The sequence below is a fragment of the Vibrio sp. Vb339 genome (assembly GCF_902751245.1).
Taxonomy (GTDB): Bacteria; Pseudomonadota; Gammaproteobacteria; order Enterobacterales; family Vibrionaceae; genus Vibrio; species Vibrio coralliirubri.
In genome coordinates this window covers 94,212-115,759 of sequence record NZ_CADDIS010000006.1, presented here as the reverse complement: position 1 = coordinate 115,759, position 21,548 = coordinate 94,212, and the positions used below count along the sequence as shown (strand labels likewise).

18 protein-coding genes and 1 riboswitch are annotated in these 21,548 nt (G+C 46.4%); of the genes, 10 read left to right on the top strand and 8 right to left on the bottom strand.

Annotated elements, in window-relative coordinates; genetic code table 11:
- Window positions 1-143: 143 nt before the first annotated feature.
- From coaBC to lpxL, 3 genes are all read left to right on the top strand, one after another.
- On the top strand, window positions 144-1,385 hold the full coding sequence (gene coaBC / locus HRQ85_RS21130; RefSeq protein WP_172380524.1) for a bifunctional phosphopantothenoylcysteine decarboxylase/phosphopantothenate--cysteine ligase CoaBC: 1,242 nt from the start codon (window positions 144-146) through the stop codon (window positions 1,383-1,385).
- Between the two features lie 139 nt (window positions 1,386-1,524).
- Entirely contained in the window at window positions 1,525-2,115 is a 591-nt protein-coding gene (gene slmA, locus HRQ85_RS21125; protein ID WP_004741428.1) for a nucleoid occlusion factor SlmA, read from the top strand.
- Between the two features lie 39 nt (window positions 2,116-2,154).
- Window positions 2,155-3,135 carry an LpxL/LpxP family Kdo(2)-lipid IV(A) lauroyl/palmitoleoyl acyltransferase gene (gene lpxL, locus HRQ85_RS21120; RefSeq protein WP_048612461.1) on the top strand — a complete coding sequence of 327 codons (981 nt, stop codon included), beginning with the start codon at window positions 2,155-2,157 and terminating at the stop codon, window positions 3,133-3,135.
- Between the two features lie 93 nt (window positions 3,136-3,228).
- Here the strand turns inward: lpxL and pyrE are convergent, their stop codons facing one another.
- Both pyrE and rph read right to left on the bottom strand, forming a co-directional pair.
- Window positions 3,229-3,870 (bottom strand): orotate phosphoribosyltransferase, encoded by a 642-nt coding sequence (pyrE, locus tag HRQ85_RS21115; RefSeq protein ID WP_017059267.1) that lies wholly within the window; start codon window positions 3,868-3,870, stop codon window positions 3,229-3,231.
- 106 nt (window positions 3,871-3,976) lie between these two features.
- Complete coding sequence (gene rph, locus HRQ85_RS21110) at window positions 3,977-4,693, bottom strand: ribonuclease PH (protein ID WP_019826449.1); 717 nt, start codon at window positions 4,691-4,693, stop codon at window positions 3,977-3,979.
- Window positions 4,694-4,941: 248 nt separating this feature from the next.
- On the opposite strand from rph, the gene HRQ85_RS21105 reads away from it, so the two are divergent.
- A complete protein-coding gene (locus HRQ85_RS21105; RefSeq protein ID WP_048612459.1) occupies window positions 4,942-5,808 on the top strand; it encodes a YicC/YloC family endoribonuclease in 867 nt (288 codons plus the stop codon).
- A 350-nt stretch (window positions 5,809-6,158) separates the two neighbouring features.
- Here HRQ85_RS21105 and cspE read toward each other — a convergent pair whose 3' ends face one another.
- From cspE to HRQ85_RS21090, 3 genes are all read right to left on the bottom strand, one after another.
- The gene (gene cspE / locus HRQ85_RS21100; RefSeq protein WP_017071067.1) at window positions 6,159-6,371 is read right to left on the bottom strand and encodes a transcription antiterminator/RNA stability regulator CspE; all 213 of its coding nucleotides are present in this window, start codon (window positions 6,369-6,371) and stop codon (window positions 6,159-6,161) included.
- A 311-nt stretch (window positions 6,372-6,682) separates the two neighbouring features.
- Window positions 6,683-7,108 carry a phosphate-starvation-inducible protein PsiE gene (locus HRQ85_RS21095; RefSeq protein WP_017079068.1) on the bottom strand — a complete coding sequence of 142 codons (426 nt, stop codon included), beginning with the start codon at window positions 7,106-7,108 and terminating at the stop codon, window positions 6,683-6,685.
- Between the two features lie 208 nt (window positions 7,109-7,316).
- Window positions 7,317-8,687 carry an NCS2 family permease gene (locus tag HRQ85_RS21090; protein WP_172380523.1) on the bottom strand — a complete coding sequence of 457 codons (1,371 nt, stop codon included), beginning with the start codon at window positions 8,685-8,687 and terminating at the stop codon, window positions 7,317-7,319.
- Between the two features lie 58 nt (window positions 8,688-8,745).
- Window positions 8,746-8,845, bottom strand: a riboswitch (purine riboswitch).
- A 324-nt stretch (window positions 8,846-9,169) separates the two neighbouring features.
- On the opposite strand from HRQ85_RS21090, the gene gmk reads away from it, so the two are divergent.
- The 4 genes from gmk (at window position 9,170) to recG (ending at window position 14,672) form a co-directional block, all read left to right on the top strand.
- A complete protein-coding gene (gmk, locus tag HRQ85_RS21085; RefSeq protein ID WP_017062466.1) occupies window positions 9,170-9,793 on the top strand; it encodes a guanylate kinase in 624 nt (207 codons plus the stop codon).
- Window positions 9,794-9,909: 116 nt separating this feature from the next.
- Window positions 9,910-10,182: a DNA-directed RNA polymerase subunit omega gene (rpoZ, locus tag HRQ85_RS21080; protein ID WP_009848003.1), complete on the top strand. Its 273-nt coding sequence runs from the start codon at window positions 9,910-9,912 to the stop codon at window positions 10,180-10,182.
- Window positions 10,183-10,221: 39 nt separating this feature from the next.
- The gene (gene spoT / locus HRQ85_RS21075) at window positions 10,222-12,348 is read left to right on the top strand and encodes a bifunctional GTP diphosphokinase/guanosine-3',5'-bis pyrophosphate 3'-pyrophosphohydrolase (RefSeq protein ID WP_048612458.1); all 2,127 of its coding nucleotides are present in this window, start codon (window positions 10,222-10,224) and stop codon (window positions 12,346-12,348) included.
- A gap of 245 nt (window positions 12,349-12,593) precedes the next feature.
- Complete coding sequence (gene recG, locus HRQ85_RS21070; RefSeq protein WP_172380522.1) at window positions 12,594-14,672, top strand: ATP-dependent DNA helicase RecG; 2,079 nt, start codon at window positions 12,594-12,596, stop codon at window positions 14,670-14,672.
- Window positions 14,673-14,931: 259 nt separating this feature from the next.
- On the opposite strand, the gene envZ is transcribed toward recG, so the two are convergent.
- A complete protein-coding gene (gene envZ, locus HRQ85_RS21065; protein WP_172380521.1) occupies window positions 14,932-16,227 on the bottom strand; it encodes a two-component system sensor histidine kinase EnvZ in 1,296 nt (431 codons plus the stop codon).
- A gap of 153 nt (window positions 16,228-16,380) precedes the next feature.
- On the bottom strand, window positions 16,381-17,100 hold the full coding sequence (ompR, locus tag HRQ85_RS21060) for an osmolarity response regulator transcription factor OmpR (RefSeq protein WP_008218409.1): 720 nt from the start codon (window positions 17,098-17,100) through the stop codon (window positions 16,381-16,383).
- Window positions 17,101-17,278: 178 nt separating this feature from the next.
- Between ompR and greB the strand changes: the two genes are divergently transcribed.
- Complete coding sequence (greB, locus tag HRQ85_RS21055) at window positions 17,279-17,761, top strand: transcription elongation factor GreB (RefSeq protein ID WP_048607646.1); 483 nt, start codon at window positions 17,279-17,281, stop codon at window positions 17,759-17,761.
- A 674-nt stretch (window positions 17,762-18,435) separates the two neighbouring features.
- Window positions 18,436-20,766: a Tex family protein gene (locus tag HRQ85_RS21050; protein WP_172380520.1), complete on the top strand. Its 2,331-nt coding sequence runs from the start codon at window positions 18,436-18,438 to the stop codon at window positions 20,764-20,766.
- Window positions 20,767-20,890: 124 nt separating this feature from the next.
- Here HRQ85_RS21050 and HRQ85_RS21045 read toward each other — a convergent pair whose 3' ends face one another.
- Entirely contained in the window at window positions 20,891-21,364 is a 474-nt protein-coding gene (locus tag HRQ85_RS21045; protein ID WP_048618565.1) for a hypothetical protein, read from the bottom strand.
- Window positions 21,365-21,548: the final 184 nt, after the last annotated feature.

The window sequence follows — 21,548 nt, the reverse complement described above, 5'->3', positions numbered from 1 at the left end:
GAAACGAGTCACTAGCAAAACCGTGTAATTGATAAGTTTGATAACACCAACTTGATGAGCGTCAAATCTGTTCTAATTCTGCTTCTAGGCACTAATCCTTTGTTCTGATATCGTAAGTCCCAGAGAAATTAAGGAACAGAATCATGCAAACATTGGTTAATCAACTGGATAACGCTGACCTACAAGGCCTAGCTGGGAAAAAAATCCTACTTGGCATTAGTGGTGGTATCGCTGCGTATAAATGTGCCGAACTGACTCGACGCTTAATTGAGCGTGGGGCGCAAGTACAAGTCGTGATGACAAATGCAGCCAAGGAGTTCATCACTCCTCTCACCATGCAAGCCGTTTCTGGAAGGCCAGTGTCTGATAGTTTGCTTGATCCTGCTGCAGAGGCTTCCATGGGGCACATTGAGCTCGCAAAGTGGGCTGACCTCGTGCTGTTAGCACCAGCAACCGCTGATCTGATTGCTCGTATGACAGCTGGCATGGGTAACGACCTGCTGACCACTTTGGTTTTAGCAACCGATGCGCCAGTTGCGGTATCTCCAGCAATGAACCAACAAATGTACAGCCACCCTGCGACTCAAGAGAACATCGCGACACTAAAACGTCGTGGTTGTGAGATCTGGGGGCCAGCGGCAGGCGAACAAGCGTGTGGTGATGTCGGTATGGGTCGTATGTTAGAGCCAATGCAGCTCGTGCATCGCTGTGAAGACTTCTTCCAACCTAAGCCGCTTACTGGCCGTTCTGTGTTGATTACTGCAGGCCCGACTCGTGAAGCCATTGACCCTGTGCGTTACATTACTAACCACAGCTCAGGAAAGATGGGCTATGCACTGGCTGAAGCGGCCGCGAAACAAGGCGCAACAGTCACTCTAGTCAGTGGCCCTGTATCACTCGCGACACCAAATAAGGTTAATCGTATCGATGTCGACAGCGCTCAGCAGATGTTTGATGCGGTTGCAGCAAACGCTTCTCAACATGATATTTTCATCAGCTGCGCCGCGGTTGCCGATTATCGCCCTGAGACCATTGCAGACCAAAAGCTTAAAAAGGTTGATGGTAAAGACGACATGACCATTCAAATGGTTAAGAACCCAGACATCGTCGCTTCTGTCGCTTCGATGACGGAAGGACGCCCATTTACTGTCGGCTTTGCAGCAGAAACTCAAGATGTTGAGAAGTACGCACGCGGTAAACTGGAAAGAAAGAGCCTCGATATGATCTGCGCCAACGACGTCTCTGTAGAAGGTCAAGGCTTCAATAGCAATAGCAATGAACTACACCTTTATTGGAAAGGCGGCGATAAATCTCTGCCACTGGAAAGCAAAGACACACTTGGTTTCCAGATCCTCGATCAGATCCAACAGCTTATTGATGCATAAACGCACAAATTTGCTCTGACAATCTGCTGACACCTCTCGATTCTGTTGACCTAGGGCTCACAAAACTAGGAAACAGAATTGAATGGTGTTTATAATCCTTCTTCACTCAATCCTCATCTTTAGGAAAGGAAGTAAATAGATGGCTGGTACTCGAAAATCAAACCGTCGTGAAGAAATCCTACAAGCTCTCGCACAAATGTTGGAATCGACCGAAGGTGCTTCTCGTATCACAACGGTAAAGTTGGCCAAGCAAGTTGGTGTTTCTGAAGCTGCGTTATACCGCCACTTCCCAAGCAAAGCCCGCATGTTTGAAGGCCTGATCGAGTTCATTGAAGAAGCGTTGATGTCTCGAATCAACCGTATTCTGGATGAAGAGAAAGACACGCTAGAGCGCATACGCCTAGTACTACAACTTATCTTAGTTTTCTCAGAACGTAACCCAGGCCTGACTCGAATTTTATCTGGTCATGCTCTAATGTTTGAAAATGAACGCCTGCGTGATCGCATCAACCAACTTTTCGAACGCATTGAGACGCAACTTCGCCAGATCCTGCGTGAAAGAAAGCTTCGTGAAGGGAAATCATTCCCGGTTGATGAGAAAATCTTAGCCGCTCAACTGCTCGGTCAAGTTGAAGGCAGCTTGAATCGATTTGTTCGCTCAGACTTCAAATATCAACCAACAGAAAACTTTGATGCTTATTGGGCTCTGCTAAGCGCTCAGATTAAGTAACAATCAAATTAAGTAGCAATCAAATCTTAAGTGATGGTTATGACGACGAAAACTTCTCCGACAAACAGCACTGCACAACACGTTATTACTAAGCCACCCTTTACTCTGGCGTTACTCCACCCTAAATACTGGGGAGTATGGTTCGGTTTTGGGTTATTGGCGCTTATCGTTAATGTTCTCCCTTATCGCCTCTTACTGCTGTTAGGCCGATCGTTAGGCTCTTTGGGTGCTCGCTATGGTAAAAAGCGCGTCGCGGTAGCAACACGTAACTTGGAGCTCGCCTTCCCAGACAAGCCAGCAGATGAAGTCGCGGCAATGGTCAGTGAGAACTTTAAGAACACCGGTATGGCACTCATCGAAACCGGTATTACCTGGTTTTGGCCGACGTGGCGTTTCAAGCGAATCCTAGTAGATAAAGATACCCAAGCACTGCGTACGCACAAAGCCAACGGTAAAGGTGTTCTTCTATGCTGTGTGCATGCCTTAAACCTAGAGATCACTGCGCGAGCAATGGCTGTTCTTGGTATTTCTGGTTTAGGTGTTTATCGCCCGCACAACAACCCAGCTTACGAGTTCATTCAATACCGTGGTCGTACTCAGAACGGCAATCGTCTGATTCACCGTAAAGACGTGAAGCGTATGATTCGAATCCTGCGTCAGGGTGAGATCCTTTTCTACCTACCGGATCATGACTACGGTCGTAACAAGTCTGTGTTTGTGCCTTTCTTCGCGGTAGAAGATGCATGTACCACAACAGGCACCAGTATTCTGGCTTACACTAGCCGATGTGCACTTGTTCCGGGGTCTGGTTTTAGAAATGCCGATGGCAAGTATGAGATCATGGCCGATGAGTCAATTGAAGATAACTATCCACAAAAAGATGAGAAAGCCGCCGCTGCCTACATGAACAGCTACCTTGAGAAGATTATCTTAAGAGCACCAGAACAGTGGATGTGGCTACACAAGCGCTTTAAGACCATGGAAGACCCAGAAGCTGAGCGCGGCATTCGTTATAAGTAGAGTCGCCGCTACCAGTAAATACTTCTGAACCAAAAGAAAAGGGGCTGATGATTCATCAGCCCCTTGTGCATTCTATAGCTATAACAAATTGTATTAGATGCCGTATTGAGCGCGGTAGGCTTTTACAGATTCTAGATGCGCTGCGTCGGTGCCTTTCTCTTCAAGGAAAGTCACCAAGTCAGTCAGGCTAACGATTGAGATAATCGCACAACCGAAGTCACGCTCAACTTCTTGAATCGCAGACAGTTCGCCTTTGCCCTTCTCTTGACGGTCGATAGCAACAAGCACACCCGCTAAATCAGCGCCGTTAGCTTGGATGATTTCCATCGACTCACGAATCGCAGTACCTGCCGTGATCACGTCGTCCACTAACATGATGCGACCTTCAAGCGCGCTACCGACAAGGTTGCCACCTTCACCGTGGTTTTTCGCTTCTTTACGGTTAAAACAGTAAGGCGTGTCTACATCGTGGTGATCCGCCAGTGCAACCGCTGTCGTCGTTGCAATTGGGATACCCTTGTATGCAGGACCAAATAGTACATCAAACTCAATACCTGAATCTGCCAATGCTGCTGCGTAGAAGCGACCTAAGCGTGCTAGGTCACGACCTGTATTAAACAATCCAGCATTGAAGAAGTAAGGGCTCTTACGGCCAGACTTTAAAGTAAACTCACCAAACTTAAGTACTTCTTTCTCTAGTGCAAATTCAATAAATTCACGTTGATATGCTTTCATGTTTTTCCTCTACGTTTATTCAATAAAACTTAACTTACGCTCTGCACTACTCTTTCGAGTTTTACAGACAAAAAAATAGCCCCTTAAAAAAGGAGCTATCTAATAATTATTCTGCTAACGCCGACTTCTGCGCTTCAACAATATCAGCAATACCCTTATTCGCCAGGGCTAAAAGCTGCATCAGCTCTTCGTGGCTGAACGGTTCGCCTTCTGCTGTGCCTTGAATCTCAATCATCTTACCGTCTTCCGTCATTACAACGTTCATATCGGTATCGGCTGCTGAGTCTTCAACGTACTCAAGGTCACACAGTGCTTGTGCACCAACGATGCCCACTGAAACTGCCGCTACGTGGCCTTTCATTGGGTTCTTTTTAAGTTTGCCGCTTGCTAGTAGGCTATTGATAGCATCAGCCATTGCAACGCTTGCACCTGAGATAGACGCAGTACGAGTACCGCCGTCTGCTTGGATAACATCACAATCGACAGTGATCATGATTTCACCCATTACTTTCAGATCAACAACAGCACGTAGGCTACGAGCGATTAGACGTTGGATTTCCATCGTACGACCACCTTGCTTGCCGCTCGCCGCTTCACGACGGTTACGAGTGTGCGTTGCACGTGGCAGCATGCCGTATTCAGCGGTTACCCAACCCTTTCCTTGGCCTTTTAACCAACGCGGTACATTTTCTTCTACCGTCGCATTACATAGAACTTTAGTGTTGCCGAACTCAACTAATACAGAACCTTCAGCATAAGCTGTGTAGTTACGAGTAATTTTAATTGGACGAATTTGATCTACAGCGCGGTCATTTGGACGCATTGGTATCTACCTTATTAACAGTCTGAAGTGATTTACTATCGAAAGAGTGCATCACCTAAGAAAGGGGTGAGACAGTTTTGATTGGGGCAAGATTATATAGCAGTTTACCGTGCAAATCTATTTACCGTTCAAAGCTATTTGTCACGAAAGGCTATTTATAGTGAAAAGCGACAGGCTTCGAGAGCACACCATATCGTGATACTATGCGTGCGCGTTATTTTCAGAATGATAAAAGACAGGAAAATTCGATGATTTATAGTATGACCGCGTACGCACGCAAAGAAGTAAAAGGCGATTGGGGCACGGCAGTATGGGAAATCCGTAGTGTAAACCAACGCTACCTAGAAACTTACTTCCGTATGCCTGAACAGTTCCGTGGTTTAGAGCCAATCTTGCGTGAGCGTTTTCGTAAACGTCTTGCACGCGGTAAGGTTGAATGTAACCTACGCTTTGAAGCAAACCCTGCTGCAAAGGGCGAACTAAGCATTAACGAAGGTTTAGCTCAGCAAGTAATCAATGCGGCGAACCAAGTAATGACGATGACTGGCGAAGACAGCCGTTTGAACCCATTCCAAGTCATGAATTGGCCTGGTGTGATGGAAACGCCAGAGCAAGACATGGATGCCATCAACAAAGACCTGCTAGACGCATTCAACGATGCTATCGCAGAGTTCATTGATGCTCGTGCTCGTGAAGGTGAGAACATGAAGGCGCTAATCGTACAGCGCTTAGATGCAATCACTGAAGAAGTCGTGAAAGTTCGTGCGCGTATGCCTGAAATTCTAGAGTGGCAACGTGAGCGTCTTCTTACCAAATTTGAAGATGCGAAAATCGAACTTGAAGGTTCTCGTGTTGAGCAAGAGCTTATCCTACTGGCACAGAAGTCAGACGTAGCAGAAGAGCTAGACCGTCTAGACTCTCACGTGAAAGAAGCGAATGCAGTACTGAAGAAAGGTGGTGCTTGTGGCCGTAAGCTAGACTTCATGATGCAAGAGTTCAACCGTGAGTCAAACACGCTAGCGTCTAAGTCTATCAGCACAGACATCACTGCATCAGGCGTAGAGCTTAAGGTTCTTATCGAACAGATGCGTGAGCAAATTCAAAACATTGAGTAACAGTCTGTAAGCTAAACACGATAAAGAGTAATCAGCCTAATCTGTGTTGATTAACTAACAGTGTTGATTAGATCAAAATGAGCTCCTAGTTTTTTAGGGGCTTTTTTTATAGGTACAGTAATGACAATCAGGATGACTAAGTGAGCAGGTTATTACTTAGGAGATGTACTTAGCACAAAAGATAGATACAGCGATAGATAGAACGAGATAACGGACGTAAGACAGGATTTTTGAATATTTAGAGAGGGTATTGCAAGTGAAGGAGAGTATTACGGTAAAGCTGAGGGGAAAACAGATTTGAGAGAGAAAGTGACGCAAGTTGCTAATGCAACCTGCGCCGACTTAAAATCTTATAGAGCTACAACGTTTGCAGCTTGAAGACCTTTTTGGCCTTGCTCTACTTCGAAAGACACTTGTTGGCCTTCTTTAAGAGTCTTGAAACCTTCAGAAGCGATTGCACGGAAGTGTACGAATACGTCAGCGCCGCCGTTGTCTTGAGTTAGGAAACCGAAGCCTTTCTCTTCGTTAAACCATTTTACTACGCCGTTTACTTTGTTAGACATGATGTGTCCCTTATATAAAAATAAAAAATTAATCGCCAAAAGTGCGATGCGCTGAAAGCTTGAATTATTTAATGTATCTATGAAGCTAAGGGAAACACTGAGAATAACAATGAAGCAATACTAAGGGTTTTACTTTACAACTGGATGTTTCATTTAATAACCCTGAGAACAGAGCGACGCCATTCTTGGTGATCTGAGCCTGCTTGTAAAGCGTTATTTGGACAATTTGATGTTTTTTTGTTCAACCGGCTTAAATTAAAAGCCCAACGATATCGTTGGGCTTCATTTATAAAACTTTAACCTTCAAAGTGTTACTCATCTGGCTGCTTAGTTCTGAGGTCTACATACGGCCAATAATGATGTCCAACACGAATCAACAATGTCGCCGCGGCCAAGATAAATGCAGCTAAAGATAACCAAACGATCAATACCGCATCGAGTTCTTTCATGCCCAAAGTGATGTAACGAGCAATCGCCATCATCGCGATATAGATTGGGTATCGCACAGGGATCTTACCGTTCATCACAAACTGCTGAACCATTGCCAACACTTCTAAATAGATAAACATCAGCAGAATGTCGGTCAATTGCACTCGGCGTTCAGCGAAGACATGCATGAACTCTTCGACCATCGCAAACAAGGTCGCCAGCGTGATCGCCACCAGCAATACCGCTTCCATAATGTGGAATACTTTTAAAAACGGCTTACTAAAAGATTTAGGTAAGTTAGAAGGCATAGTCACTCTTCAAGAAATAATTAATCCAGTCTCTACAATAGCATGCATCAATATAAGTCGCGTACTGTCAAAGCACCGACTTTAGGGGAAAGCGATCTATTCATCAGTAACCAACCGTAAGAAGCAACAGATACAAAAACGGCCCCGCATTCACTGCAGAGCCATCTGTTTGTCTTTTACTTAGCAACTTGTTAGTGGCTAATTAGCCTTAAAGCAGAATCAGGTAAGTTAAGAACACCACACACAGTCCGTAGATAAGCGGGTGTACTTCTTTGCGCTTACCTGCCACAACCATTGTGAATGCGTAACTGATAAAGCCCATTGCCATACCGTTCGCTGGAGAGAAACTTAGCACTGTGAACATGATGGTAAAGAAGGCTGCAATGCGTGACTCTTTCTTTTCCCAATTGATCTGACCAAGGCGACCTACCATGTAAATACCCACTACTACCATCGCCGGTGCAACCATTGCAGCCGAGAAGATAGAGAAGATTGGGTATAGGAATAGCGAGATTAGGAACAAACCAGCAACCATCACCGCCGCTAAGCCCGTTTTTGCACCTTGAGAAGAAGCGATGCCAGACTCAGAGAAAGCAGTGATCGATGTGGTACCAAGAATTGAACCAATAACAGTACCGCCCGCATCTGCTACTAGAGCCGATTTCGCGTTTGGCACCTTGCCGTCTTTATCGATGATACCCGCATCGCGGCCAACGCCGACAATGGTGCTCAAGCCATCAAAGAAATCGACAATCAGGAAGATAAGTACAATGAACAGTAGGTCAAACATTTTCTCTGGCGTGAAAGCTGAGAAATCAAAGATAGCGCCAAAGCTGCCAGTCATGCTTGGTGGCATAGCAATAAACTGTTCTGGGATTGGTGCGTTTGAAGTGCCCATGAAGACGTCAGCAAGAATCGTCAACACGATAGCTGAAACAAACGAGATGAACGTTGCTAGCTTGATGTCGCGAACCATACAACCCAGTGCGATGAAGATGCTCACGTAAGCGATGATCACTTTTGGATCGGAAATATCGCCTAAGCCAACCAATACGAATGGGTTAGAAACGATAATGCCCGCATTCTTAAGACCTAAGAAAGCAATGAACAGTCCAAGAGACACGGTAATCGCCAACTTCAAATCTTCAGGAATCGATTCAATCATTGATTTACGAATATTGGTCAACGAGAACGCGAGGTACAGGATACCTGACAGGAAGATGCCGAACAGCGCCTCATTCCAAAGTACCGCGACTGAACCACTCAATAGTAAGCCTTTGAAGAAGCCATTCATGCTCATGCCCGGCGCAAGCATCACTGGATAGTTGCCCCAAATGCCCATGATGAGGGTTGCGATAGCCGCAGACAGAGCCGTTGCAGTAAACACGGCACCTTTGTCCATGCCTGGAATATCACCCAAAATTGCTGGGTTAACCGCCAGAATGTAACTCATCGCCAAGAAAGTAATGAAACCCGCGTACAGCTCAGTGCCAATCGTGGTTTTTCTTTCAGTGATTTTAAACATCGAATCAAGCGAGCCAGAGGTGTTCTGGGCTTTCAGGGTGGAATCGGTACTCACAACAAAACCTATGCAATAAATTAAGAATTTGGTGATTCAAATGCTGTGAGAATAGAGAGGTCTCTACACTAAAAACTGTAGTCACCAAGGTAGGCTCGGTAGTAGAAACATCTAGTCCATATCACTAGATATATACAGCATTTAATCGTTTGCGCGGATTGTAAGGATTGAGATTAAAACTTCAACAAGTTTTGTCCAGATCACATAAAAAAGTACCGATGATGAGTCATTACATTTATACAAAGATCCTTGGGAAGATCATTTGCTAATAAATAACGATCAAGCCAGTTGTTCTCAATCATCTAAATATGCTACTCTTCGCCTCCATTTTTCTGACCTAATTTTCACCAGTTGCTTCTATTAGTTTTACTCGTTATCTCTTTATAGACGTAACCAACGGAACAACAATTAGAGTCAGTGCTATCTTTTAAAGTGTAGGTTTATTGCCTTCACTCAATCCAACCAACAGTGGAAATATACAGATGGGCAAAGGTACTCTTTACATCGTATCTGCACCTAGTGGCGCAGGTAAGTCGAGCTTGATCTCAGCAATGCTAGAAACCAATCCAACCTACGCAATGAAGGTATCTGTTTCACACACCACTCGCGGTATGCGCCCTGGTGAAGAAAATGGTGTTCACTACCACTTCGTAGAGAAACATCATTTTGAAGACCTTATTACTAAAGGTGAGTTCCTAGAGTACGCTGAAGTGTTCGGCAACTACTACGGTACTTCACGCGTTTGGATTGAAGAAAACCTAAACCGCGGTATCGATGTATTCCTAGATATCGACTGGCAAGGTGCTCGTCAGATCCGTGAACAAATGCCTCAAGCGAAGAGTGTCTTCATTCTTCCACCATCAAATGGTGAACTAGAGCGTCGTTTGAATGTTCGCGGTCAAGACAGCGACGAAGTTATTGCGAAACGCATGAGCGAAGCAAAATCAGAGATTTCTCACTATGCAGAATATGATTATGTGATCGTGAATGACGACTTTGATGCAGCCCTAATGGACTTCAGAGCTATCATTCGTGCGGAGCGCTTAAAAGAAGATAAGCAAGCAGCGAAATACAGCGGCATGCTTACAGCACTACTGGCGGAATAATCTAGAACTAGATTTTCCATTGAGATAAGTATACGGTGATCTAGAAAGTCTCTAGTTAAACTTGTATACTTTCTCGTCATCAAAAATTTATTAGTTAATTACTATTTGGAGTCCTCATGGCACGCGTAACTGTTCAAGACGCTGTTGAAAAAGTTGGCAACCGTTTCGACCTAGTTCTTATTGCGGCTCGCCGCGCACGTCAAATGCAAACTGGCGGTAAAGATTCACTAGTGCCTGAAGAAAACGATAAGCCAACGGTTATCGCTCTTCGCGAAATCGAAGAAGGTCTTATCACTAAAGACGTGCTAGATGCTCGTGAACGTCAAGAGCAACAAGAGCAAGAAGCGGCTGAACTTGCAGCAGTAAGCAGCATCGCTCACACTCGTTAAGAACGTCATTCGAACTAATTAACCTTCCGGGCCTTTAATTTGTATCTATTCGATAGCCTCAAAGACGTTGCCCAAGAATACCTAACAGAGCCTCAAATTGAGGCTCTGCGTCAATCTTATGTGGTAGCGAGAGACGCCCATGAAGGGCAAACCCGCTCAAGCGGTGAACCATACATTATCCACCCTGTAGCTGTTTCAAGAATCCTGGCAGAAATGCGTCTGGATATCGAAACCCTGCAAGCTGCTCTGCTTCATGATGTCATCGAAGACTGTGATGTCACTAAAGAAGATCTAGAGGAAAAATTTGGCAATACCGTTGCTGAATTGGTTGATGGTGTATCTAAGCTGGATAAGCTTAAATTTCGTGATCGCAAAGAAGCGCAAGCAGAGAACTTCCGCAAGATGGTTCTCGCCATGGTGCAAGACATCCGCGTTATCTTGATCAAATTAGCTGACCGTACTCACAACATGCGCACGCTTGGGGCACTTCGTCCTGACAAAAAGCGTCGTATTGCTCGTGAAACCCTAGAGATTTATTCTCCACTAGCTCACCGTCTTGGTATTCATAACATCAAGACCGAACTAGAAGAGTTAGGCTTTGAAGCCCTCTATCCTAACCGTTATCGCGTACTTAAAAACGTAGTGAAAGCTGCGCGTGGTAACCGTAAGGAAATGATCCAACGTATCCATAGCGAAATTGAAGGCCGCCTTGAAGAGGTCGGTTTGCCTGCTCGCGTACTTGGTCGTGAAAAGAACCTGTTCTCCATCTACAACAAGATGAAAACCAAAGAGCAGCGCTTCCACACCATTATGGACATCTACGCTTTCCGCGTGGTGGTTGATACCCCAGATACTTGTTATCGCGTACTTGGTCAGGCTCACAGCCTGTACAAGCCTCGCCCTGGCCGCATGAAAGATTACATTGCGGTACCAAAAGCCAACGGCTACCAATCTCTGCACACATCAATGATCGGCCCTCACGGGGTGCCAGTTGAGGTTCAGATCCGTACTGAAGATATGGATCAAATGGCAGACAAAGGTGTCGCGGCGCACTGGTCTTACAAAGGCAATGGCTCACGCAGCAGTAACGGCACAACCGCACAGGTTAAAGCACAACGTTGGATGCAGAGCTTACTTGAGCTGCAACAAAGCGCGGGTAACTCATTCGAATTCATTGAAAACGTTAAGTCTGATCTGTTCCCAGATGAGATCTTCGTGTTCACGCCGAAGGGTCGCATTGTCGAACTTCCTGCAGGCGCAACAGCGGTTGATTTTGCTTACGCGGTGCATACCGATGTCGGCAACATGTGTGTAGGTGCTCGTGTAGACATGAACCCTTACCCACTCAGCAAGTCGCTGAAGAACGGTCAAACCATTGAGATCATCAGTGCTCCGGGCGCACGTCCGAATGCAGCATGGCTCAACTACGTGGTGACATCACGTGCACGTACTAAGATCCGTCAGGTTCTGAAAACCATGCGTCGTGAAGAATCGATCACGCTAGGCCGTCGTCTACTGAATCATGCACTTGGCGAACACTCTATTGCCGATATCGGCCAAGAGAATCTAGAACATGTATTGTCTGACTTACGTCTAGAAAGCGTTGAAGACTTACTGGCGTCGATTGGTCTTGGTGAGCTGATGAGTATCGTGATTGCACGTCGCCTGCTTGGTGATGCTGACGAACTGACTGAAGTAGAAAACAACAGCGACACACCGAGGAAGAAACTTCCGATCCGTGGTGCTGAAGGTCTACTACTGACGTTCGCTAACTGTTGTCACCCGATTCCAGATGATCACATCATTGCCCATGTATCTCCAGGTCGTGGCCTTGTGGTTCACCGTGAAACGTGTCCAAACGTTCGTGGTTACCAGAAAGAACCAGACAAATACATGGCAGTTGAATGGTCTGACGATTACGACCAAGAGTTCACCGCTGAACTTCAGGTTGATCTGCAGAATCACCAAGGTGCACTGGCTGAGCTAACTAACGTTATCTCGAAAACAGGCTCTAACATTCACGGTATTTCAACCGAAGAACGTGATGGGCGCCTGTACACAGTGACAATCTTGCTGACCACCAAAGATCGTGTTCACCTTGCAAGTATTATGAAGAAGCTACGTGTGATGCCACACGCACTGAAAGTAAGACGTCGTAAGAACTAGATCTAAAAGCAGACAAATAAAGCAGATGAGAGATACGAGTCTCGAGATGCGAAGAGCAAAAGCTTTTCACCACTCAACCTTTCGTATTTCGAGTCTGCTTTGATTTTTTATACCACCCTATTCTTTTCGTATCTCGATTATCCGCATCCCGCATCTGCTCCTAATCTGCTCTTACGCTTTATCCTGTACAAAAATCCAGTAAAATGCTTGAATAGATTATCTCTCTTACGTTTATGAGCCTTGTTATGTCACAGCTTTTATCTGCTATCCCTCTCAACTCTCTATCTGGAGTCGGCGCAAAAGTCGCAGAGAAACTGGAGAAGGTTGGGCTTAACAACGTACAAGACTTGCTGTTTCACCTCCCCTTACGCTACGAAGATAGAACACGCATCTATCCGATCGTAAAACTACACGCAGGCTTATGGGCTGCGGTGCAAGGCAAGGTGATGCACGTCGATACCATTTTCGGTAAACGTAAGATGCTCGCAGTAAAGATCAGCGATGGTAACGGCACTATTACGCTGCGCTTTTTCAACTTTACTGCAGGAATGAAGAATAACTTTGCCGAAGGCAAACAAGTACATGCCTACGGTGAAATCAAGCGCGGCAATATGGGGCTTGAGATTGTTCACCCTGACTACAAGTTCTTTGCACCAAGGCAGAAACCAGATGTGGAAGCGAACCTAACTCCGGTGTACCCAACCACCGAAGGGCTAAGGCAAGTCACACTGCGCAACCTCACTGACCAAGCGCTCGACCTAATAGACAAAGCGGCGGTTAACGAACTTCTTCCGTCAGGTTTATACGACCACCAAATCACCCTAGCGCAAGCACTGCATACCATTCACAGACCACCTCCGGGCATCGACCTAGAACTGTTTGATGAAGGTAAACACCCTGCGCAGCTGCGCCTGATTATGGAGGAACTGCTAGCTCAAAACCTGTCGATGCTGTCTGTTCGAAGCAAAGGACAGCAAGACAAGGCGATGCCTTTTCCTCCAGTAAATACTCTGAAAGATAAGTTATTGGCTCAGCTGCCGTTTTCGCCAACCAATGCTCAAGCTCGAGTAACTAAAGAGATCGAAGCTGACTTAGAAAAACCGCACCCTATGATGCGTTTAGTGCAGGGTGATGTGGGCTCAGGTAAAACCTTAGTCGCTGCACTCGCGGCGGTTCGCGCACTGGAACACGGTCAGCAAGTAGCACTGATGGCACCAACTGAACTACTCGCAGAGCAGCACGCAATCAACTTTGCTAACTGGTTTGAAGCAATGGGCATTCAAGTCGGTTGGCTGGCAGGTAAACTCAAAGGCAAAGCTCGTGAAACCGAACTGGCGCGTATTGCCAATGGCGAAGCGCAAATGGTGGTCGGTACTCATGCCCTATTCCAAGAGCATGTCGAGTTCAAAAACCTTGGTTTAGTCATCATTGATGAGCAACACCGATTTGGTGTCCACCAGCGACTAGAACTACGTGAGAAAGGCGCTAAGCAGGGCTATTACCCACATCAGTTGGTGATGACGGCAACGCCGATTCCGCGAACGCTGGCCATGACCGCCTATGCCGATCTCGAAACCTCAATCATTGATGAACTACCACCGGGACGAACACCGATTCAAACCGTAGCCATTCCTGATACTAAACGTGATGACATTGTCGAACGAGTGCGTAATGCGTGTCTCAATGAAGGCAAGCAAGCGTATTGGGTGTGTACACTGATTGATGAATCCGAAGTATTAGAAGCTCAAGCTGCTGCAGACACTGCAGAAGAGCTGCAACGCAAACTGCCTGACGTCAAAATTGGTCTAGTGCACGGGCGAATGAAACCTGCCGAGAAACAGGCGGTGATGCGAGAGTTCAAGGAGAACAAGCTGCACCTGTTGGTCGCGACTACCGTGATTGAAGTGGGTGTGGATGTGCCGAATTCGAGTTTAATGATCATCGAGAACCCAGAACGTCTCGGCCTAGCGCAACTGCACCAATTACGTGGCCGTGTTGGCCGTGGCTCGGTCGCAAGCCACTGTGTACTGCTGTATCACTCACCATTGTCTAAAACTGCTCAGAAACGCTTAGGTGTGCTACGCGAAAGTAACGATGGCTTTGTGATTGCACAGCGTGACTTAGAGATTCGCGGCCCTGGGGAACTGCTTGGTACTAAACAGACGGGTTTAGCGGATTTCAAGATTGCTGACTTGGTACGAGATCAACGTTTAATCCCAGAAGTGCAGCGTATTGCGCGTCATATTCATGATAGCTACCCAGACAACGCCAAGGCGATCATCAACCGCTGGCTGGGTGAACGCGATGTTTATTCGAAGGCTTAGTTAGCCCTCATATTCCGGCTTAAAACGCAAAAAGGCTTCCATCAGGAAGCCTTTTTCATACGCGTTACTTTCATCAATCAAGAGCGAGATTCCCTACTCGTTCGTTCCTCACGATAGAGAATGACGATCAAAGTAAACTTCCGTCATCAAGATCCATGGTTAGCAATTCGTCATCCCCGAGAGGGAAAAATGACCGACTCGGGGATCTCTTAACCATTCCCCGAACCGAACTTATCGTCGGCACACGGACCGATGGCAACTAGGGCTTAACCGGGAAACTGATCTGCGCCTTCAAGCCACCTTCACTGCGGTTATTGACCACAACGGCACCTTGGTGCTGGCTGACAATACGCTTAACAATTGCCAAGCCTAAGCCCGTACCTTCGCTGCCACGAGCCGTGTCACCACGCGTGAAAGGTTCAAACAGCTTACCAATCTGATCTTGCGGGATGCCCGGGCCATTATCTTCTACCGTCACCCAAGCAAGCTTGTTATCCGCCGTCATGCCAGTTGATACCTTGACCCAACCATTACCGTAACGCAGCGCATTCACCACCAAGTTACTCACCGCACGCTTCATCGCGATCGGGTTACCTAGCGCTGGCTTCATTGACTCTGGAATATCGGTTTCAATCTGAACCTCGTAGCCACCCTCAGAGCCTGATACCTCACGAGCAATATCATCGACAAACACCGCTTGGAATGAATCTCGGTCGACAGGCTTTAGGTAATCCATGAACTGACTGATGATCTCATTACATTCTTCGGTATCACTGATGATCCCCTCAGCTAAGTAGGCATCCTCTGGTGACATCATCTCAGTCGCTAAGCGAATACGCGTTAACGGAGTACGCAAATCATGGCTGATACCCGCCATCAACAAAGCGCGGTCTTCTTCTAGCTCTTGGATGCCTTTCGACATTTGGTTAAAGGCTCGAGTTACCGAGCGAATCTCTTGTGCGCCTTGAACTGGCAATGGCGGTGGAATATCACCTCGCCCGACACCTTGCGCCGCTTTCTCTAGCGCTATCAACGGCCGGTTTTGCAAACGAATAAACAACCAACCACCCGCAACAATCAACAACGCCATGATCAGGCTGTTACGAAATAGCGGGGCAAAGTCTTCTTCTTGCAGCTCAGACAGCGGAATACGAATCAAAGAGTTAGGCAGCTGCTCAATGTCCATCCACAACACATAGCTTTCATTGCCCAAGATCAGCCGCACTTCAGTTTCAGAGCCCAGCTCTTTGGTCATCTCCTCACTCATTAAGTCGATTGCGACCGCATGGTAATACTCACCCGCCGCTTCGCTGTCCTTGGCGTGAACGGTTACCCCAAGCTGTTCAAGCACACGCTGACGCAATGGCGCATCAATCTCGATATCACTGCCTTGGTCCAATACTAGGTTTAGCTCGTGAGCCAAAATCTTATTAAACTGCTGCAAACTTGGCATCAACGCATAGTTAAACACCGCGTAATAAGAAAAAATTTGGCTAGCGACCAATAGCGTTAAGAAAAGCACTATCGACTGAGTAAAGGAGCTACGTATACGCATGGGGTACCCGAGATGTAGAAAGATAAAGAAAGTGTTATATGACTATAACTCTAAACCATTGTGCTGAATAGAAAACGGGCCATCGCATATTAATGAGATGACCCGTAAGATTCACAGAATCGATAAAGCTGCTGTAGAGCTTATTAAGCTGAATTACACAGCTTTGCCATCTGGAACGAATACATAACCCAAGCCCCACACCGTTTGGATGTAGCGAGGTTTACTTGGATCTTCTTCAACTAGACGACGTAGACGTGAAATCTGAACATCGATAGAGCGTTCCATTGCTGAATACTCACGGCCACGCGCCATGTTCATCAGCTTATCGCGAGACATTGGCTCACGAGCATTCGTTACCAATGACTTAAGTACCGCAAATTCACCCGAAGTAAGAGGCATTGGTTCTTCACCGCGGAACATTTCGCGAGTACCTAGGTTCAAACGGAATTCACCAAATTCAACCACAGACTCTTCTGTGCTTGGTGCGCCCGGCGCTTCAATGACTTGGCGACGCAGTACCGCTTTAATACGAGCAAGCAGTTCACGTGGGTTAAATGGTTTTGGCAGGTAATCATCAGCACCCACTTCCAAGCCCACAATGCGATCCACTTCATCACCCTTTGCAGTAAGCATCAGGATTGGTAGCGAGTTGTTTGCGTTTCGTAGACGACGACAGATCGATAGACCATCTTCGCCCGGCAACATTAAATCCAATACCATCAAGTGAAAATTTTCACGGGTTAACAGGCGGTCCATCTGCTCACTGTTTGCCACGCTACGCACTTGAAAGCCCTGCTCTGACAGATAGCGCTCTAACAGTGCACGTAAACGAGCATCGTCATCGACCACTAAAATTTTGTAGTTTTCTTGCATGTAATGGTTCCACCTATTAAAGCTTAAACCTAAGGTTAAGCATTCTTGGTAAATTGTATATTGGTATAAGACATTAAAAATGTAACATTATTGGAGAAAAAGTCGCCTAAATAATTGTTAACGTATGTTGCCTTTCTATATATTCTATCTTAGATCATCATTTCATTAAGTAAGATTTATGAAAACCAAACTTATCACCCGAGAAGGTTATAACAAACTCAAAGCCGAACATGACCACTTGTGGCACGAGAAACGCCCTGAAATTACTAAGATAGTCACTTGGGCTGCAAGCCTTGGGGATCGTTCAGAAAACGCAGATTACACCTTCAATAAGCGTTTGCTTCGACAGATTGATCGCCGAGTGCGTTTCTTAAGAAAGTTCCTACCTGATGTCACGATCGTGGATTACTCACCACAACAAGAAGGTAAGGTATTTTTCGGTGCTTGGGTCGAAATTGAGAATGATGATGGGGAAATTAAGAAGTTTCGAATTGTCGGCCCAGAAGAGATCTACGGCGATGCTAAAGGCTATATCTCTATCGACTCACCAATGGCTAGAGCTCTGCTCAAGAAAGAAGTGGATGATGAGTTTACGGTAAAAACACCGGAAGGCGACAAAGAGTGGTTCATTAACTCGATCAGCTACGCAGACAACGAATAACCACACTGAATAAACACTGAATAAACACTTAGCGATGAGCTGCGTGTTCAGAAAACCCAAACTCCAGAAAAAAGAAAACCCCGCAAGGCTTTCGCCTAGCGGGGTTAAGTCTCTATCGCAGCAATCCGGCTACTGTTTATCTCTTCGAGATAAGGTGCTCCCTGCATCTTTCCTTGATAGTGGCTAAATCCTTTAACCAATTTCCTTTTTGTTCATCGCCATCCTAGCGGTGTCCATTCTAGCCTGTCATCCTGACTGGCGAATCTCATCCAGAGATTATCACTTCCTTGCTGACCACTCATCCTAAGTAATCAAATCTTCATCCTGAAGATACCTAGTCCATTAGGCTTTTTCCTGTTCCTGCCAACTCCCTGTCGACAAGTTAAATATTACGGTAATTGAGCGAGTTTCCTAGATAGTCGCAAAAAACATTTCAGGTGGGAAATACGCCCACAAACACACAATCAAATAAAATCAGTCACTTAGATTAACTTTGAGACGATTTCATCGGTTTAAAGCGACTTAGTCTCACATCACTTGTAAGAGATCTCGCACAAAGCAGGTATCAGAAACGGAAATTCGACTTCTGACAGGATAATTACACAGCCAAAGCTAGAAAAAGCGTACGCTCACCCCCATGTATTTGTCATGATATTAAATAAGAGATTCATCGGATGAGCCAAGCTATCTGTCGACTGATCGCTGAAGAACTGAATGTCCGTTCTGAGCAAGTCACTGCCGCAGTAAACCTAATTGACGACGGTAACACCGTTCCCTTTATTGCCCGCTACCGTAAAGAAGTTACGGGTGGCTTAGACGATACCCAACTACGTAACCTTGATAGCCGCCTTTCTTATCTTCGCGAGCTAGACGATCGTCGCCAAACGATTCTTAAGTCGATTCAAGACCAAGGAAAACTCACGCCAGAACTCGAGCGTGATATCACTCAAGCAGACAGCAAGACTCGCCTAGAAGATTTATACCTGCCATACAAACCAAAGCGCCGTACCAAAGGTCAGATCGCGATTGAAGCGGGCTTAGAGCCACTTGCCGATACGTTATGGAATGAACCACAGCACGATCCGGAAACGGAAGCCACTAACTTCATCAGCAACGATAAAGGCATTGCCGATACCAAAGCTGCACTCGATGGCGCACGTGCGATCATCATGGAGCGCATTGCGGAAGACGCAAACCTGCTTGAAAAGATTCGCCAACACCTAAACCGTAATGCAGAGCTTGGCGCTCGTGTTGTGGCGGGCAAAGAGAACGAAGGTGAGAAGTTCAAAGACTACTTCGAGCATAACGAAGCTCTGAGCAAAGTACCGTCTCACCGTGCACTTGCCATGTTGCGTGGCCGTAATGAAGGCTTCCTAACACTGGCAATGAATGCAGACCCAGAACAAGAAGAAGGTGTGCGTGGTTCTTACTGCGAGAACATCATCTCTGATCACTACGGTATTACCTTAAGCAGCGCACCTGCGGATGCATGGCGTAAGCAAGTGATTAGCTGGGCATGGCGCATCAAGGTTTCTATGCACATGGAAACCGAATTGATGGGCGCAATGAAAGAGCGTGCAGAGATCGAAGCGATTGAAGTATTCGCAACCAACCTAAAAGACCTGCTGATGGCGGCGCCTGCTGGCCCTCGTGCAACTTTAGGCTTGGACCCGGGTTTACGTACCGGTTCGAAAATAGCTGTCGTGGATTCAACCGGTAAGGTTCTGGCAGCAGAAACGATTTACCCTCACCCACCGCAAAAGCAATACGACAAATCGGCACACGTGGTTGAGCAGATGGTTCGTCAATACAATGTTGATTTGATTGCGATTGGTAACGGTACGGCTTCACGCGAAACCGACAGCTTTGTGGCTGATGTAATTAAGCGTGGCAACCTAAAAGCGCAAAAGATCATTGTTAGCGAAGCGGGCGCATCGGTGTATTCTGCGTCTGAACTAGCCGCAAAAGAGTTCCCGAACATGGATGTATCAATTCGTGGTGCGGTGTCTATTGCTCGTCGTCTACAAGATCCACTAGCAGAGCTAGTGAAGATTGACCCTAAATCGATCGGTGTGGGCCAATACCAACACGATGTGAGCCAAACCATGCTTGCTAAGCGCCTAGATGCGATTGTCGAAGACTGTGTAAACGCGGTTGGTGTTGATGTGAATACCGCTTCGGCTGCGCTACTGACTCGTGTTGCTGGCCTGTCTAGCACCATCGCTCAGAACATCGTGGACTTCCGTGATGAAAATGGTCGTTTTGAAGCACGTACTACACTGAAAAAAGTCGCTCGCTTGGGGCCAAAAGCCTTTGAACAGTGTGCCGGCTTCCTACGTATTATGGATGGCAAAAACCCACTGGATGCATCATCGGTTCACCCAGAAGCTTACCCAGTAGTGAAAAGCATCGCTGAGAAAAACCACAAAGACATCAAATCTCTGGTGGGTAACACAGACTTCTTACGCGGTTTACACGCCATTGATTACACCAATGAGAACTTCGGTGTACCAACGGTAAGCGACATCATTAAAGAGCTCGATAAACCGGGCCGTGACCCTCGCCCTGAATTTAAGACAGCAACCTTCGCCGATGGCGTAAACAGTGTTTCAGATCTAGAACCGGGCATGATTTTAGAAGGTGTGGTATCGAACGTAGCGAATTTTGGTGCCTTCGTTGATATTGGTGTTCACCAAGATGGTTTAGTGCATATTTCAGCGCTCACCGATCGCTTTGTCTCTGACCCGCGTGAAGTGGTGAAAGCCGGTGACATCGTCAAGGTGAAGGTAATGGAAGTCGATGTTCAGCGTAAGCGTATTGCGCTAAGCATGCGTATGAAAGATGAACCAGGCCAAGACAACCGCGCGCAACGTTCAAGTGCACCTCGCACGCAAAACCGCCCGAACCAAAATTCACAAGGTGGACAACGCCGTCGTGAGGAGCCGCAACAAAACGCGGCGATGGGTGGTGCGTTCGCTGCTGCATTTGCTAAAGCGAAAAAATAATCCGTTAGCTCATCTAAAAAACGGATTCGCCTAAAACAAAAAACCTGCATCCCTTAGGGTATGCAGGTTTTTATTATGTGTTCAAAAAAGACATCGAAGCTTGGTTGGGTCATAAGTTTTCGATTTACAACACGACCAGCATCTCTGATGGAGCATGAGGCGCAACAGCATGACCATAATGATATTTTATGACCTTACGTCGTTTCTCCATCTGTCCCTCCTGAATCGCCGCATCTAAAACATGCTTTGGCAGGCGAAAACGCATGGTATAGCCCTTTCCTTGGTCAGCACTGTATGTTCTCAGTGCCAACAAGCTGAACAACCTATCAAAAGGATCTTGTGGCTCTTCTTGGCTAATCGAATTGGCCTCTGACTCGTTCTCCATTTCATAACCAGGATGGTCTGAAGGATCCCAAGCCGACTGCTGCCTTCGCTTATCGTCCGACTTTACCTTTCGCTCTGCATTGGTTTTCGCCAACGCTACTGCGGGAGCTACAGGCTCTCGAACTCTATTATCACGCGCAACTTGCTCTGTTTGCACATTAACGGACGGGGCGATAAGTGGCACACTCACTGCAGTTGCAGGTGACACAATCATCGCGAACTCCTCAAGAATCGCCCATCGTTATTGCTATAACACTGTTGTACTGTGAGTCAGCACAACAGGCATAGCCCAACTTACTGCAATCAGCTCAGGAGAGAGTTAGGTCTGAGTATCATGCAACACGTTGGTGTTATACCAATCGTAGTAAATAACTGCTCATCCTAGCTTGTTAAAATGC